The sequence below is a fragment of the Pandoraea pnomenusa genome (assembly GCF_040391475.1).
GTDB classification, from domain to species: Bacteria; Pseudomonadota; Gammaproteobacteria; order Burkholderiales; family Burkholderiaceae; genus Pandoraea; species Pandoraea pnomenusa_C.
This window is the reverse complement of record NZ_JBEBXS010000009.1, coordinates 32,831-46,765: the sequence shown is the minus strand read 5'-3', so window position 1 is coordinate 46,765 and position 13,935 is coordinate 32,831. Positions and strand designations below refer to the sequence as shown.

21 protein-coding genes are annotated in these 13,935 nt (G+C 59.9%); 16 read left to right on the top strand and 5 right to left on the bottom strand.

The window, feature by feature from the left end; genetic code table 11:
• Nucleotides 1–122 precede the first annotated feature (122 nt).
• Nucleotides 123–431, bottom strand: coding sequence for a DNA-binding protein (locus tag ABWO90_RS11640; protein WP_353191389.1), 309 nt, complete (start codon nt 429–431; stop codon nt 123–125).
• 156 nt (nt 432–587) lie between these two features.
• Between ABWO90_RS11640 and ABWO90_RS11635 the strand changes: the two genes are divergently transcribed.
• Entirely contained in the window at nt 588–863 is a 276-nt protein-coding gene (locus tag ABWO90_RS11635) for a hypothetical protein (RefSeq protein ID WP_353191388.1), read from the top strand.
• Nucleotides 864–902: 39 nt separating this feature from the next.
• On the opposite strand, the gene ABWO90_RS11630 is transcribed toward ABWO90_RS11635, so the two are convergent.
• Nucleotides 903–1,196 (bottom strand): helix-turn-helix domain-containing protein, encoded by a 294-nt coding sequence (locus ABWO90_RS11630; protein ID WP_353191387.1) that lies wholly within the window; start codon nt 1,194–1,196, stop codon nt 903–905.
• 72 nt (nt 1,197–1,268) lie between these two features.
• Here ABWO90_RS11630 and ABWO90_RS11625 point away from each other — a divergent pair, with 72 nt between their 5' ends.
• Together ABWO90_RS11625 and ABWO90_RS11620 are read left to right on the top strand one after the other, a co-directional pair.
• Nucleotides 1,269–1,655 (top strand): helix-turn-helix domain-containing protein, encoded by a 387-nt coding sequence (locus tag ABWO90_RS11625; protein WP_353191386.1) that lies wholly within the window; start codon nt 1,269–1,271, stop codon nt 1,653–1,655.
• An 834-nt stretch (nt 1,656–2,489) separates the two neighbouring features.
• A complete protein-coding gene (locus ABWO90_RS11620; protein ID WP_353191385.1) occupies nt 2,490–3,140 on the top strand; it encodes a DUF1281 family ferredoxin-like fold protein in 651 nt (216 codons plus the stop codon).
• Nucleotides 3,141–3,227: 87 nt separating this feature from the next.
• On the opposite strand, the gene ABWO90_RS11615 is transcribed toward ABWO90_RS11620, so the two are convergent.
• On the bottom strand, nt 3,228–3,770 hold the full coding sequence (locus ABWO90_RS11615) for a DUF2441 domain-containing protein (protein ID WP_353191384.1): 543 nt from the start codon (nt 3,768–3,770) through the stop codon (nt 3,228–3,230).
• Between the two features lie 736 nt (nt 3,771–4,506).
• Between ABWO90_RS11615 and ABWO90_RS11610 the strand changes: the two genes are divergently transcribed.
• From ABWO90_RS11610 to ABWO90_RS11585, 6 genes are all read left to right on the top strand, one after another.
• Nucleotides 4,507–4,755 (top strand): hypothetical protein, encoded by a 249-nt coding sequence (locus ABWO90_RS11610; RefSeq protein ID WP_353191383.1) that lies wholly within the window; start codon nt 4,507–4,509, stop codon nt 4,753–4,755.
• A 265-nt stretch (nt 4,756–5,020) separates the two neighbouring features.
• Nucleotides 5,021–5,374, top strand: a complete 354-nt coding sequence (locus tag ABWO90_RS11605; protein WP_353191382.1) for a hypothetical protein — start codon at nt 5,021–5,023, stop codon at nt 5,372–5,374.
• Nucleotides 5,371–6,276, top strand: a complete 906-nt coding sequence (locus ABWO90_RS11600) for a ParB/RepB/Spo0J family partition protein (RefSeq protein ID WP_353191381.1) — start codon at nt 5,371–5,373, stop codon at nt 6,274–6,276. Before ABWO90_RS11605 ends, ABWO90_RS11600 begins: the two co-directional genes overlap by 4 nt.
• 2 nt (nt 6,277–6,278) lie before the next feature.
• Entirely contained in the window at nt 6,279–6,818 is a 540-nt protein-coding gene (locus ABWO90_RS11595; protein ID WP_353191380.1) for a hypothetical protein, read from the top strand.
• A 93-nt stretch (nt 6,819–6,911) separates the two neighbouring features.
• Nucleotides 6,912–7,265, top strand: a complete 354-nt coding sequence (locus ABWO90_RS11590) for a DUF1566 domain-containing protein (RefSeq protein WP_353191379.1) — start codon at nt 6,912–6,914, stop codon at nt 7,263–7,265.
• 29 nt (nt 7,266–7,294) lie between these two features.
• The gene (locus tag ABWO90_RS11585) at nt 7,295–7,753 is read left to right on the top strand and encodes an Lcl C-terminal domain-containing protein (RefSeq protein ID WP_353191378.1); all 459 of its coding nucleotides are present in this window, start codon (nt 7,295–7,297) and stop codon (nt 7,751–7,753) included.
• Here the strand turns inward: ABWO90_RS11585 and ABWO90_RS11580 are convergent.
• Nucleotides 7,750–8,196, bottom strand: coding sequence for a hypothetical protein (locus ABWO90_RS11580; RefSeq protein WP_353191377.1), 447 nt, complete (start codon nt 8,194–8,196; stop codon nt 7,750–7,752). The two genes, ABWO90_RS11585 and ABWO90_RS11580, sit on opposite strands and share 4 nt — an antisense overlap.
• Before the next feature lie 125 nt (nt 8,197–8,321).
• Here ABWO90_RS11580 and ABWO90_RS11575 point away from each other — a divergent pair, with 125 nt between their 5' ends.
• The 6 genes from ABWO90_RS11575 to ABWO90_RS11550 are packed head-to-tail and all read left to right on the top strand — an operon-like array spanning nt 8,322 to nt 11,879.
• Entirely contained in the window at nt 8,322–9,494 is a 1,173-nt protein-coding gene (locus ABWO90_RS11575) for an RNA-directed DNA polymerase (protein WP_353191376.1), read from the top strand.
• On the top strand, nt 9,491–9,817 hold the full coding sequence (locus tag ABWO90_RS11570) for a hypothetical protein (RefSeq protein WP_353191375.1): 327 nt from the start codon (nt 9,491–9,493) through the stop codon (nt 9,815–9,817). The genes ABWO90_RS11575 and ABWO90_RS11570 overlap by 4 nt, the downstream gene beginning before the upstream one ends.
• Nucleotides 9,814–10,077, top strand: coding sequence for a hypothetical protein (locus ABWO90_RS11565; protein ID WP_353191374.1), 264 nt, complete (start codon nt 9,814–9,816; stop codon nt 10,075–10,077). The genes ABWO90_RS11570 and ABWO90_RS11565 overlap by 4 nt, the downstream gene beginning before the upstream one ends.
• A complete protein-coding gene (locus tag ABWO90_RS11560; RefSeq protein WP_353191373.1) occupies nt 10,070–11,473 on the top strand; it encodes a hypothetical protein in 1,404 nt (467 codons plus the stop codon). The genes ABWO90_RS11565 and ABWO90_RS11560 overlap by 8 nt, the downstream gene beginning before the upstream one ends.
• Nucleotides 11,470–11,739 (top strand): hypothetical protein, encoded by a 270-nt coding sequence (locus ABWO90_RS11555; protein WP_353191372.1) that lies wholly within the window; start codon nt 11,470–11,472, stop codon nt 11,737–11,739. The genes ABWO90_RS11560 and ABWO90_RS11555 overlap by 4 nt, the downstream gene beginning before the upstream one ends.
• On the top strand, nt 11,727–11,879 hold the full coding sequence (locus ABWO90_RS11550) for a hypothetical protein (RefSeq protein ID WP_353191371.1): 153 nt from the start codon (nt 11,727–11,729) through the stop codon (nt 11,877–11,879). The genes ABWO90_RS11555 and ABWO90_RS11550 overlap by 13 nt, the downstream gene beginning before the upstream one ends.
• A 289-nt stretch (nt 11,880–12,168) precedes the next feature.
• On the opposite strand, the gene ABWO90_RS11545 is transcribed toward ABWO90_RS11550, so the two are convergent.
• Complete coding sequence (locus ABWO90_RS11545; protein ID WP_353191370.1) at nt 12,169–12,798, bottom strand: hypothetical protein; 630 nt, start codon at nt 12,796–12,798, stop codon at nt 12,169–12,171.
• Between the two features lie 35 nt (nt 12,799–12,833).
• Here ABWO90_RS11545 and ABWO90_RS11540 point away from each other — a divergent pair, with 35 nt between their 5' ends.
• Nucleotides 12,834–13,925 carry a DNA-methyltransferase gene (locus tag ABWO90_RS11540; protein ID WP_353191369.1) on the top strand — a complete coding sequence of 364 codons (1,092 nt, stop codon included), beginning with the start codon at nt 12,834–12,836 and terminating at the stop codon, nt 13,923–13,925.
• Nucleotides 13,926–13,935 lie beyond the last annotated feature (10 nt).

Genomic DNA, 13,935 nt, shown 5'->3' with positions numbered 1-13,935 from the left:
TTGCGGGCATCGGCGCGAGTTGCTCCGAACTCTTGCCAAGCGCTCCGGAAAGCGTTTCAGATACGTCCGCAACGTAAGGTGCGGGGATGCGGAGGTTTCGCATGACTTCTCTCATGACCACCTCACACCGAACGAGACGGAACCTTCACGCGGCGTTCAAACCCACATTCACCGCCGCCCTCTCGCGCACAGCGGCACCCAACACCGGTCTCCGCCATCGACGCCAGTCCCTCCAAATAGCGCGGTGTCACCATGACAAAGCCAGTGATGCCGATTACCTGATCGATCTTGTCGATGGGAATCCCATTCTGCCCAGAGAGAAAACGCGAAACCTGCGATGCGTCCCAGTTCAGAACCTCCATCGCAGCTTTGCGCTCATCACTTGCAAGGAGAAGACGCAAGGCCTTCTCGATATTCGGCCGTTCAGCCATGTTCAACCTCCCTCAACCTAAGTTGCGTGCTGTTGCACGCCGGATTTCCTACGATGCAAGGCATGTTCAACACGCCCTGCGAGATAAAGATGAGCACTCACCGTCATGCGAGAATGGTGTTTCCACACAACCAGCTCCCCCAATCTAGGAGTGCTCATGAACGAACAAGAATTCGCAGCAGCAATCGCGAAAGCCGAGGTCGAAGCAGACTTCTTGCGCGCTCGGTCCGACGTGCTCGCTATTACATTGAAGGCTGTCGTGCAATCGCTGCCCAATCACGACGAGGTGATGAGTCAGATCGAGAGCAGACTCAACGCTTCCAGTGCCAAAGCACTTTTCTCATCACAGCCTTCAGACGCGTACCTTCGCGGATTCGATGCCGCGGCCGAACGAGTCTTCGCATGGCGCGTAACTCCTCGAGCCTCTGCTTAACGATCTCAGCCCAATCTCCATGGGGGGCGGTGCTCTCACTCATTCATCGTCTCCAGAAGCGCCGCCCGCACACTCTTCAATCTTTGCGCCCTCGCTGTCTCTTGCAGCGTCGGCGCTCGATCGGTGGCGGGATTTGTCGCCCAGAAGCTCTGGCTGCACTTTTTGAGCGTAGAGCTCCGCAATCCTGCTTGCGATCACATAAGACACCCGCTCACCGCGCTTTCCGGATAGCAACGCCGAAACAAGCGACTGCGAACAGGGAATCTGTCCCGCAAGTTGTGCTTGCGTGAGCCCTGTTCCCAATAGGTCCGAGACTGCTTTTTGAATGTCCATGCGCCCAAGTATCACATTTGTGTTTATGCAAGTCAACACAAATGAAATGGGCGACTCCATTACGATTGTGATATGTACTCTCTAGCCGAACGCCTCCGATGGGCACGAACGAAAGCCGGCCTCTCCCAAGAACAACTTGGGACAAAGGCGGGCGTCACTCAATCGACTATCGGGAACCTCGAGTCGGGGACGCGGAACACTGCGAGGCGTTTGCCGCAAATCGCAGAAGTCCTTGGGGTGAATGCCTTATGGCTTGCTGAAGGCAAGGGGCCGGAGACGCCGAGCGGGAAAAGCGCAGGTAACTTGGAAGCTGCATTACATGGTGCAAGCGACGCGGCGCGCCAGCTTATCGAAGCGATTCTTCGTGCCGACCAAGCTGGCGAACCTGCACATACTTTCAATCTGATGCTTCGGATGCTCCCCGGGGACGATGAACCGATCGGTCGTCTGAACCCGTAACGTCGTCCGAAACTGCCTCACGAGTTCCTCCGACAGGTTCAAGCGCCCAGTCGTCGGCGATCATTGCGCGCGCGACTACCATGTGGCACCTGTCCTCGCTCATTGAGAACGCCGGGCCGTCCAAGAGATAGACGAGCCATTCCGTCGCCGAGTAGGCGCGGCGGATGAACACGAGCCTCCCCTCCAATAGCTCGTTCCACGCCTTGTTAATCCGCGCCAAGTCCCCTGGCTTGCAGCGCAGTTGGGGCGACCCACTATTCGTCACAGCTAGGCCCTCTTAGAGTTTTCGTTAAGACTACTGTATATTTAAACAGTAGTTTATCCTCGCCCCCGTGAAAATTTCAACCTAATTTCGCCATTTCTCTTATCGGGCCATCGAACACTGATCGGCCGATAAGTACGGCTCGACGACTTGCACCGTTCACTAGCATTTCCGAGGGAGAAGTGCGCCGACGCGCACAAAAATCACAAATGTGTTGACACAAATAAATCACGTATGTGATTATTGACATCAACGCAGCACACATCGCTGCCCGCCCGCAGGTTGGGCGCTCCTTAAAAACTCAGTTACCGATAGAACACGCCGATGGCGTTCGCAGCATGTGCGGGCGCGGCTAGGCGCAGGGCGGAACCCTCAACCCCTGATCAAAGACCAGAGGCTATCCAAGCGCCGCCTGGCTGCTTCGTGCAGCTATAGAACGCCGCTTGAATTGAAGAGATGCAGCGCCGCCGGGAGCCGACTTCGTCGGGTGTAGTCCGGGACGCTGCGTCCATTTGCTGTATCTGAGGCGGCTTTCTTCCGAGAGCCGCGCCATATACATGAGGAGAGAAACCGTGCCGAACTGGGTAACGAACAAGGTCACCGCACCGAGCCACGTCATTGAGTCGATGCTGAACGTCGATAGCGGCGTCGATTTTTCGAACATTGAGCCGTTCCCCGGTGAATTCCCTTGGGATCACGTCAACATCGCTGCCGAGCAGCTATCTGAAATCGTCGTTGGAAGGCCGCTGTCCGACAACCCGATGATCGCTCGCTTAGAGGCTGCGAATCGGGCGCGGACTCGCCTGGAGGATCTCGGTGATGAGGCGTTTGAGCAGTTCCTTCAAATGCTACGCAATCACCGTAAGTGCCGATTCTTCCATCAAATGGACTTCGCTCGAGAGCGCTGGGGCACGAAATGGAACGCCTGCGATTCTTCGGCTGACGTTGTTGCCGGCACAGCATCGTTTGAGACCGCGTGGTCATGTCCGATGCCTGTGTTTCTCGGGCTCTCGAAGAAATTCCCGGCCGACCGCATCGACGTGAAATACGCCGACGAAGACATCGGCAGCAACTGCGGCATGTTCGCTCTGTTGGGCGGCGAAGTCATCGAAAGCAACGTGGCGCCAATGTGGCGCGACCAGACCGACGCTCAGAAAGCGTTCTGGCGAGGCTTCGCATGCGAACTGACTGGCCGCGATCCGAAAGACTACGAAGAAGACTGACCGAATACCTCCCCGGCGAGGGAACGCCCCCTATGACGTAGGCGTGACGGCCGCCAGAGTGCGGCACCTCGAAAAGAAATTCGATGCTTACGCGGTGGTGGGGAAAATAAGTAGGTTAGGTACACGAGGGTTGTACTCTCTGACGATACGAATTGGCGATGCCGTCAACAACTCAGGAAGGCACCCTTCCCGCAATTTTCCCGTGACGGCGGCAGACCAATACCCGATAGCTATCCGGTGCGAACTATCGACATACTGATTCGCGTCAATCATTTTGATCGTGTCGTAGTCGCCCAGACATTGAGGCTGACTAGCGTCGACAATCTCTGCACAGTAGATGACTGGTGAGTGGACGTGCTCGCTCAGTTCTCTTCCGCCTTCAAGGGCAGCCGCGACACTCGTGAAAAGAAAGCAGCAGTTCAGACGGCTTGGCAAATGCGGAGCCACTCGGGACCGCACTTGCTCAAAAATCAATTCACGAACTACAGCCCAACCGTTTGCGCCTTGAGACGGCGTGTGGCTGAGGATGTTCTTACCGAAGTTTCCCGGGGGAATAATTGTTCCGGGTCCAAGAAGCATCGGCGAAACATACAGAAGTTCACATGGCAGAGCGGTGCCGTCGTCTGGCATAGAGATTTCCTCAACGTAGAAATGGTCGGATAGAACCTCCCAATTTTACGTTGCGCGGGAATCTTGGTGACTATTTGCCAGCTTTTGCGGGCACCTTCAAGTGAGCAGATCCGACGGCGGCGCGGCGTCGTCATAAAGCCCGTATCCCACTTCCCCGATCTGATCAGGATCTCGGGTCTGCTCTCTTGAGGGTGAATGACGGAATGGGTCAATGAGATAGAGAAGTCCCGGGGCTTGCGCCCCGGGGTTCCCTTAGCTTCCGAACATCATGGCCAACCACAAGACCAAGGTCTGGAGTTGTTTCATGGATATCTTCAGCTCTATCGTCAGCTTAAACATGGCATTCGCCCTGTCTGTGCTGGCGGGCCCGCCAACTGTTAAAGGTTGGCGATTTGTATCGCGCCTTGCCGGGCGCTAGCTCCCTACCTAGGACTTGGGAGCACGACATTACCGCAAGCACCGCTTGCGAGCGTCGTTCGGCATCCCTGATTCAAGATAGCCCTGAGTTATCCGGCATCCACCGGGCCCAACGCGTCCGTTCTCAGCGAAACCTTGAGCGGGTGTCCCTCCCGCAAGCATAGGCTGGATGGCCCAAGCGATATTGAGGATATCAGAGATTCGGCTCCCAACGCAGTAGAGCGAGCCTGAACGCTCACAGGCCCATGACGGACATGGTTAAAGCCGTAGCCCCGGTGTTCTGCCGGGGCTTCCTCTCCTTCCCTATCGAGGTTTCCCCATGAGGCTCGTCGCGCTCGCGGCTTTGCTCGCCCTTCTGTCTGCCTGCACTGATTCCGATACGGCGCGGCGGGCACTCAAAGGTGCCGGTTATACCGACGTTCACATCGACGGCTACAGCTTCTATGGCTGTGGCGATAACGACGATTTCTCCACCGCCTTCACTGCTAAGGGTCCGACCGGCGTGCCGGTGTCCGGCGCCGTCTGCTCCGGCTTTTTGACCAAAGCCGCAACCATCCGCCTTGACTGAGGAGGAACACATGTTCGCAGCACAGATTCGCCAATACCAGGCGGGCTGGAACGATGCCAAGTGCGGTCGCTTCAGGCAGTCCGATGACCTCGCGTACCGACTCGGGTACAGCGACGCTACCCGCTGGTGCGCCCATGCTTGATCGCTTCCTCATCTCGACCGTCAACGGCGCCGACCAGTGGATTCGCAGGCACAAGGTAGCAGCCTGGACGATTTGGGGCGTGACGTTCGTCTCCTGCCTCTATGTGAGGTGGGCGCACAACGTATGAGCAACACCCCCAATCGGGTAGCAGCAAAACGACTTTGGGAAAGACTTCGCCCGCTCATCAACAAGCTGAACTCGCGCTCTACTCGGCCCGCCCTCCCCGGTTCTGCACGGCATCACGAAGAAGTTGAGACGAAGCACGAGATTCTCGAAGTGCTCGCCGCGCAGCCCCATGTCGTGATCGCTGCACTCGCCTTCTACATCAAGACCGACACCCAACGCCGCGACGACGTCGAGGAAGACGCTACGCGCTGGCGACACATTGAAGCCCACTACCCATACGGCGGACACCCTTCCAAGGGATTCCGAGAACATATCCGTACCGCCGTCGACCGCGAACGAGGAATGAAATGACCGCTGCTCCGTCCTTCAAACAGAAGATCCTCGACAAGGAAATCCGCCGAGCGGACGCGATGAAGATCCGCTACGAGGATATCCACGTCGAGCCCGGATTTAACCTGCGTGCCTCGCTCGACCTTCTGGAAGGTGACGCGCTCGAAGCCGCGAAAGAGGATGACGAAAGCCTCTTCCGCCACATCATGGCGGGCGGCCAATACCCGGCGCTCGAAGTGCGGCCCCGCGCAGAGGGAGGCGTCTGGCTTGTCGACGGGCATCGACGGCACGCCGCTATCGGCCGCGCTGACGCTGCGGGCGCCCCGCTTCGCGACAAGGTTGGCGAGTTGATGGTGCGAATCGAAGCTTTCGATGGCAACGATGCGGATCGAACCGTCCGGATCTTGTCGAGCAACAAGAATCGCCAGTTGCATCCGCTCGAAAAGGCATTCGGCTACCAACGCCTTGCCCGCTTCTCTTGGGACAATTCGCGCATCGCTGAAGCCGATAGCGTCTCCCCTCAGTGGGTCGGAAAAATGCTCGTGCTGGCCGGCGCGAACTCTGACGTGCACCGATTGGTGTTCTCGGGAATGGTGGCGGCGTCGGTCGCAGCTGATGCCGTAAAGCTACACGGCGAGCAAGCCGGCGCGTTCCTCTCGGGTGAAATCGTAAAGGCGGCCGCGAGTGGCAAGAAGAGGGTCACCGCCGGCTCAATCCATGGCAAGTCCTATCCCCGCAAGGCTGTCAGCGCGTACGTCGAGCGTGTCGGCGCGTTCGTTTCGGCATTTCCCGAAGCGCAGCTCACCGCAATCGCAACGACTGAAACTGACTTTCAAGTGTCGGTCAGTGCGATAGCCCTCCGCGAATTGCTCGCGGCACACACCGACATCAGCGCCAAGGGCGCAGCACCGAAGGAGGCTTGATCGTGCGAATTCCTGTGCCGGCGTTCATTGTTGACGCCATCATTTCCCGTGCCCAGCGCACGCCCTACTTCGACCTCAAGGGCTATATGCAGCGCTGGTGGGTCAAGAAGCCGCGGGGCCACGACGCCAGCGCCACCGAAGACGGCCGACGCGACACCAACTGGGGTGCCCGTGTCCATCGGACCGTGCGGAGCGACGCCGGCCGAGATCTCCACGATCACCCTTGGTGGAACATTTCTATCGTGCTGCGTGGCGGCTACTGGGAAATCATGCCCACGGAGCAGGAGCAGCCCGCGCGGCTCGACTCTCAGCCCGAAACCGCCCTACTTCGCGGCTATCGCCGAGTCTGGCGCGGCCCTGGCTCGATCGTGTTCCGCCGAGCCATCGACCGGCACCGCCTGGAGATTCCCGTGGGCGGCGAAGCGTGGTCGCTCTTCATCATGGGGCCGTGGCGGCGAAACTGGGGCTTTCATACGCCCCGTCGCTGGGTTCCTTGGCGCGAGTACATCGAGAAACCGGATCGCGAGCAATCGCAATCATAGATCCCCCGTAGTTTGGGCCGCTCTCACAGGGCCCGTCTTTTCTTCCGGCTATCGGCAGCCATTCAATCGCCGAATTCCACTCAGGAGAGATCCATGACTCAGGTTGCAATCCCGCCGCTCAACGATGGCGAAATCTATCTCTGCGGCATCGTCGATGCGAACGGCGACGTCGAGCATACCGCGATCGTCGCAATCAACAACGAGCGCGGCGAATGGCAGGAACAGATGGAGTGGGCGAAGTCCCTCGGCGCCGACCTGATGACGCGCACCGAGCAGGCCATCGCCTTCGCGAAGCACAAGGACCGCTTCGAGGAGGCTGGTTACTGGAGCAACGAGGATGCCGGCGACGGCTTCGCCTGGTTTCAGTACTTCTACGATGGTTACCAGGACTTCACCAGCCAGCACCGCCGGTTGCGCGCGGTGGCCGTCCGCAGATTCAAAAATTGAGTCATTCAACCATTTGAACGGAGCACGCAATGACGATCACGCTTGAGGCCATCGAGGCCAAACATACCGAGCTCGGCCAACTGATCGAGCGATTCAAGGAACAGGCAAAGGGAACCGAGATTCGCATCCACGAAACGATGATCCCGCTTGCGGCCGGTGAGCGCTTTGCCGGGGCTGTGCTGAGCGAAGACGGGACGCTGAGCCACTACCTGATCAAGCTCGCTGGCGAGGTTGAGGACGTCGATTTCTCGGGCGCGCGCGAATGGGCGGCCAGCAGGGGCGGCGAACTGCCGACGCGTCAGGAACAGGCGCTGCTCTTCGCCAACCTCAAGGGCGAGTTCGCTGCCGAATATTACTGGTCCAGTGAGGAGCGTGATGGCGGCTTCGCCTGGTGTCAGGACTTCATCAATGGTCGCCAGCTCTACTACTACCAGGACACCCGGTTGCGCGCGGTGGCCGTCCGCAGATTTATTCCTTCAGTCATTTAACCATTTGAGCCGTGGCCCAGCATACACAGCTTCCTATTTATCGAGCCGCGTACGCGCTGCTTGATATCGCGGACGATCTGGTCAGGAACATGCCGCGTGATCCAAAACGGCTTTTCGGCGCCCAGATCGCAAAGGAATGCGTCGATATCACGATCCTGGTATTCCGCGCCAATGTGGCCGACGACAAAGCGCCCCATTTGACCGAGTTGCTCGAGCGCGTCCAAGTCGCCGAATTGCTCCTTCGGCTTTGCATGGACAAGAGGTACATCAGCCGCAAGGGATACGCCGCGGCGATCGAGCACACCACCAGTATCGGGAAACAGGCCAACGGCTGGAAAAGCAACTCCGCAAAGCGCCTGCATCGTCAAGGCTAAGGCTTCGACGACTGAGTGCTCTTTCAATCTGGTCGCGCCGCTGCCCCACAAGGGCACCGACAGGCGCACAACGGATACCGACGGCGGCTGCCGTGGCTGGTCCGGCGCAGTTTCCCGGCTGATCGGTTCGCCTTCGGCCGGGCGACGTGGATAGCGCGACTTCTACGGCTTCGCCTGGTATCAGAACTTCAACAATGGTAACCAGAACTACAACAACCAGAACAACCGGTTGCGCGCGGTGGCCGTCCGCAGATTGGGATGCGGTAGAAAACGATCGCTTCACGTTTGCCGAGCTCGTCGATGCATATTTCGACTGCCGGCGAACAAAGCGCAATTCGAGCAACGCCCTCGCCTTCGAGCTCGATCTAGAGAGGAATCTAAGGGATCTGTACGACGAACTGATGGACGGCTCGTATCGGCCCGGACGGTCAATTTGTTTCGTGATTACGAGGCCCAAACCGCGCGAAGTATGGGCGGCTGCTTTCCGGGATCGAATCGTCCATCACCTGCTCTACAACCGCATTTCGCCGCCCTTTTACGCCTCGTTTGTTGCGGATTCCTGTGCCTGCATTCCGGGCCGGGGCACCTTGTATGCGGCGAAGCGCTTGGAAAGCCAAGTCCGAAGTTGCACGCAGAACTGGTCGAAACCCGCTTTCTATCTGAAATGCGACCTCGCCAACTTTTTCGTGAGCATCGACAAGCGCGTGCTGCACAAGCAGTTGATGGCGCGGATCCCGTCGAAGTGGTGGCGGGTTCTCACGAAGCTGGTGCTTTGGCACGACCCGCGCGAGAACGTCGACATGCGATGCGAGCCCGAATTGCTCGCCAAAGTGCCAAGGCACAAGCGCCTGACCGAACAACCGGCGCACCTCGGGTTGCCGATCGGTAACCTGTCGAGCCAGTTCTTCGCGAACGTCTATCTCGACGCGCTCGACCAGTTTGTGAAGCACCAGATCCGCGCGCCGCGGTATGTGCGCTACGTCGACGATTTCGTGCTGCTGCACGAATCGCCGCAGTGGCTCAACGAGGCTCACGACCGGATCAACGAGTTTCTGCCCGAGCGGCTCCACGCCCGCCTGAACCCGACGAAGACGATTCTGCAGCCGGTCGACCGCGGCATCGACTTTGTTGGCCACTTCCTAAAGCCGTGGAATCGGACCATCCGGCCTCGTACGCGGCGCCAGGCGGCGGCCCGACTGATGGATATCCCCGCCGCCGACGTCTTTCAGGCCACGAACAGCTACTTCGGGCTGCTGCGGCAGTCACCAGCGAGCCATAAACACCGGGCGGAAATCGCCAACATCGCCCGCAAGCGCGGCCACTCGGTAAGCGCCGCCCTCACGAAAGCATATCGGAGTAAATCATGACCTACATGGCCCCACGCCCCGAAGGGCTGAATACCGAGCCTGCGCCGAAGTCGGTGGTGGAGACGCTGAAACCGCGAACTTGGCATAAGGGACCTCCGCCGCACGTGGGCTGGTGGAATGCGAGTTTGTATCAGTCTCTCGACGTATGGCGCTGGTGGGACGGAGAACAGTGGAGCTCGGAAGCCTATGACGATGAAGACGAGCAAATGGCGGAGTTCTGGGCGCGGTTACCAAGCGGCAGCCAGGATTTAATCGAATGGACCGACTACTGGCCCGAGAACGCACGCGTGCCTCGCGTAGATCCGAATGAGGTGAAAGCATGAACTGCGATTGCATCAGCGTCACCGAGAAGCGCATCGCGGAGAAGTTCTCCGCAGAGCTTGGAGCCGACATCAAGGCCACATGCATGGGCACCGGGTTTCTCGTGCGAGACAACGAGCTCGCCGTCTGCATCAACACCCGCTTCAAGCTCACGGGCAATGCCAAGGGCTACCAGCGCGGCAAGGAAATCAACATGATCGCCAGCTACTGCCCGTTCTGCGGCAAGTCGACCAAGCCGTCCGAGGAGAACCAGCATGTCTGACCTCAAGACCGTGGCGTTTGATGCGAGCCAGTGGCAATTGGTGCCGAAGGTGCCGACGAACGATATGTTTGCCGCTGCCATGATGTACAACGAAATCCAAGAAATCGAGGACGACCCCGACACAGTCGAAAATCTGCGCATCGATTGGAATTTGATGCTTGGAGCTGCCCCCACGCCAGCCGCACAGAGCGCAGGGCAAGAGCCCGTGTATCAGACGCAACGCATCATGGGCGGATGGGATGACGTCACCCAAGCGGAGTTCGCACGGACGCATGAATCGCGCCGACGCATCGTCTACGCCGCGCCCGTGAATGGCAGCGAGAGCGCGAGCCTTGAGGGCCTACGCACTGCCCTGCTCGATGGGCGCGCGGTGGCACGCGACGCCGAAGGGTGGTACTGCCACCCAGCTCTGCCGGTGCTCGATGAGAACATCGACACGGCTGACTTTCTCGCGCCGTTTGGAATCGAAGCAACGTGGGTCAGCATGCAGGACAGTGACGCTGGAGACATCGAACGCTACAGCGGCAACCCCGACGCCGGTTGCGCGTTCTGGACGCCCGCTGTGCCCGTCGGCGACGGCTGGACGATCCTGTCCATCCATGACCACGAAGACGGGCCGTTTGCGCTGTTCGCGCGTCGCGCCGAGCCCGAACCAAAGCGCGCCGCAGATGCGCCGCAGGTGGGCGGGGATATGGTCGACGCCCTCGAATCGGTGTTGCGCGATGAGGGGTTCGACGCTGACGCCATCGGCGAGGCTGACAAAGAGGCGATCTGCCGCGCTGTGCTGGAGCACGCCGCCCTCTCGCCTCCCGCGAAGGTGAGCGGGGACGGCCTGATCGAGCAGCACGCCCGCGATAGCGCCGAGTTGCGTCGGCTGTGTGCCGCGCGTGATGAGGCTCGCCGTACCGCCAAGTATTGGAAGGCGAACCACCTCGCGGGCAACGCCGAGATTGAACGGCTCACGAAATTGCTGGAAGCGAAGGTGGGCGGGGATGAGAGGGAGCGCTTCGAGGCGTGGTTCCTGTCGGAAGGTTGGAGTCGGCTTCACCTGAAGGTGAACATCGGGCGTGTCGCTTGGGAAGCATGGAGCGCCGCGCTGTCGGCGGATGGCGGGGAGGCGGACGACCTCTACTACGTGCAGGACACGCGTTCGTTCGTTGGCAACTGCCCGATGTGGTGGGGTAAGGACTTCCGGGGCTACGTGACGCGAATGGACGAGGCCGGCAAGTACACGCGCGACGAGGCCGAGCGCATCTGCAAGCGAGATACCGACAAGATGTGGCCGTGCAGCATGATCGACCCGCTACGTCGGCCGACCATCGACTTCCAGCATTTGCCACCGGAGGACGAGCGTATCGCCGCCATTGCCGCCAAGGCGAAGGGGGAGGCGCTATGAGCTGCGGATACGAAGGGCCGCACTTCGGTGCGCACTACCCCGACGCCACCTGCATTGACGGCTACCTGTGGGACTTGGATAGCTGCGATGAGCCGGGCGGCGGCCTGTATGTCGGCGGCGACGATGCCTGTCCCTGCTGCAACACCCGTGAATACGTCGAAACCCTCGTTGACATGGGGAATGGCGTCTTTCTCACCGGCAACGCTCGGCAACGTCGCGGCCAATTGCGCAAGTTCATCCGCGAGGTGCAAGCATGGGCCAAGTAACCAGCGTGAAGATCATCCCGAACATGACGGCACCGTGCGGCGAACCGGCAATAGACGTTGCTGGCTGCCTCGGCATGGGCTGGCACGTCTGCTACTCGTGCCCGGTAGCCTCGCAGGCAGCGGAGGAGCGGAAATCGTGATCCGCATCGAATCAATCGATCTTTTCGGCGAGCGCGTCGTGTCCGAGTTTCGGAAGACGCCAGCGCCAAAGGGTTACGCCGCGACGCCGGGCTCTGGGCCACAGGGCGAAACGTGCAAGTCCTGCGAGCACTCAATCGGTAACGGCCGGTGCGGTGGCCGAACGTACTGGAAGTGCGAGCTGCTACGAGCGCATTGGACCAGTGGCCCAGGCTCAGACATTGTGCTGCGCTCGCCCGCGTGCAAGCACTGGCAGGCAGCACGCGTCGACGGCGCTAAGGGGGCGTGATGCTACTTCATTCGTTTGTCACTCGCATCCCGGAACGCGATTTCGATATTTCGAAGCGCTTGCTCAATTTTCGTCACGGCCATTGCTCTACTAGTGTAAACGGCGTCCGGGCTGCCTGTGCTTATGTAGGTCTCAAGCAGTCGCCTGATGGTAGGAAAAAGGCCCACTGCTTCAGCAATGTATCCACCCCTGCCGCCCGGGAGACTGGCAAGCTTGATCAACATGTCATGAGGAATAGTCAGCTCAAGTTGTTCAGATACCCGCTTCGCGACCGTATAGCCTTCTCCGGAACGTCTCATGCGGTCCGGTTCGCGTGCGAATACGGATACCACTTCCTGCAACTCGTCGGCCTTCACCCGCAATTCGTCGTTCACCAATCCCCATGCGATCACTGCCTCGGACTCCTTGGTCTCGCGACGCCAGCGTGCGTCTCTCAACGCAATTGCCCCCGCTACTGCGACGGCGCCAACAGTCCCGATAGCCGTTGCGACATCCACCCAGTCTTTGCCACCAGACGACAAACTGGTCTTCCAAGGCCATATGTACGCAACGACCACGCCAAGCACCGCGCCGAAAGCAACGAGCAATATCGCACGACCGTCATTAAGGACACTTCGATCTACCTGCTGCATTCAGCACCCCATAAGATTTTCCTGGGAATCCTAGCATGAGACAGAACGAGATCATTCTGGGCGACTGCCGAGACAGCATGCGCATGCTGATCGCCGAGGGCGTGAAGGTGCAGTGCATCGTCACCAGCCCGCCCTACTGGGGCCTGCGCGACTATGGCGTCGCTGGCCAGCTTGGCCTAGAACCGACGCTGCCCGAATTCCTCGCGAACATGGTCGAGGTATTCGCGCTGTGCCGCGAGCTGCTGACCGACGACGGCACGCTGTGGCTGAACATGGGCGACAGCTATGCCGGCAGTCGGTCGGGGCCAGACACCGGTAGCACGCTGCAAGGAAGCCGCCACAACCAGAACGCGGCGAAGGCGGCGAAGCTGAAAATGACCGCTTCGCGCCGGCGAGACGACACCCCCATCCCGCGCAACGACTTCCGCGTCGAAGGATTGAAGCCTAAGGATCTGGTCGGCCAGCCGTGGCGCCTAGCATTCGCGCTACAGGATGCCGGCTGGTGGCTTCGCCAAGACATCATCTGGCACAAGCCGAACCCGATGCCCGAGAGCATCCGCGATCGCTGCACGAAAGCGCACGAATACCTGTTCCTGATGACGAAGAACGAGCGCTATTTCTACGACTTCAGCGCTATGCAGGAACCGGTAAGCGGTGGAGCTCATGCGCGCGGCGCGGGCGTGAACCCGAAGACGGCGCCGAGCGGATGGGACACGTCGCCGGGCGGCCATCGGAACCTGACCGGCCGATACCCGGGCACAGGAGTCGGCTTCGGGCGTGGGTACGACAAGATGGCCAAGCCGCGCGTGAAGCAGAACGCGTCGTTCTCGGCGGCAGTGAAGGATCTCGTCGACACTCGCAATCGCCGCAGCGTCTGGACCATCCCGACGCAGTCATTCGACGGCGCGCACTTCGCAACCTTCCCCGAGGCGCTCGTCGAACCATGCGTGCTCGCGGGCAGTCGGCCCGGCGATATCGTCTTCGATCCGTTCATGGGCAGCGGTACCGTCGCGCAAGTGGCCAGCCGTCTCGGCCGGCATTACCTCGGCTGCGAACTAAACCCTGAGTACTTCGCCCTGCAGCGCGATCGCACGCGACAGCCGGGCCTGCAACTGGAAACAGCATGACCACCCACCC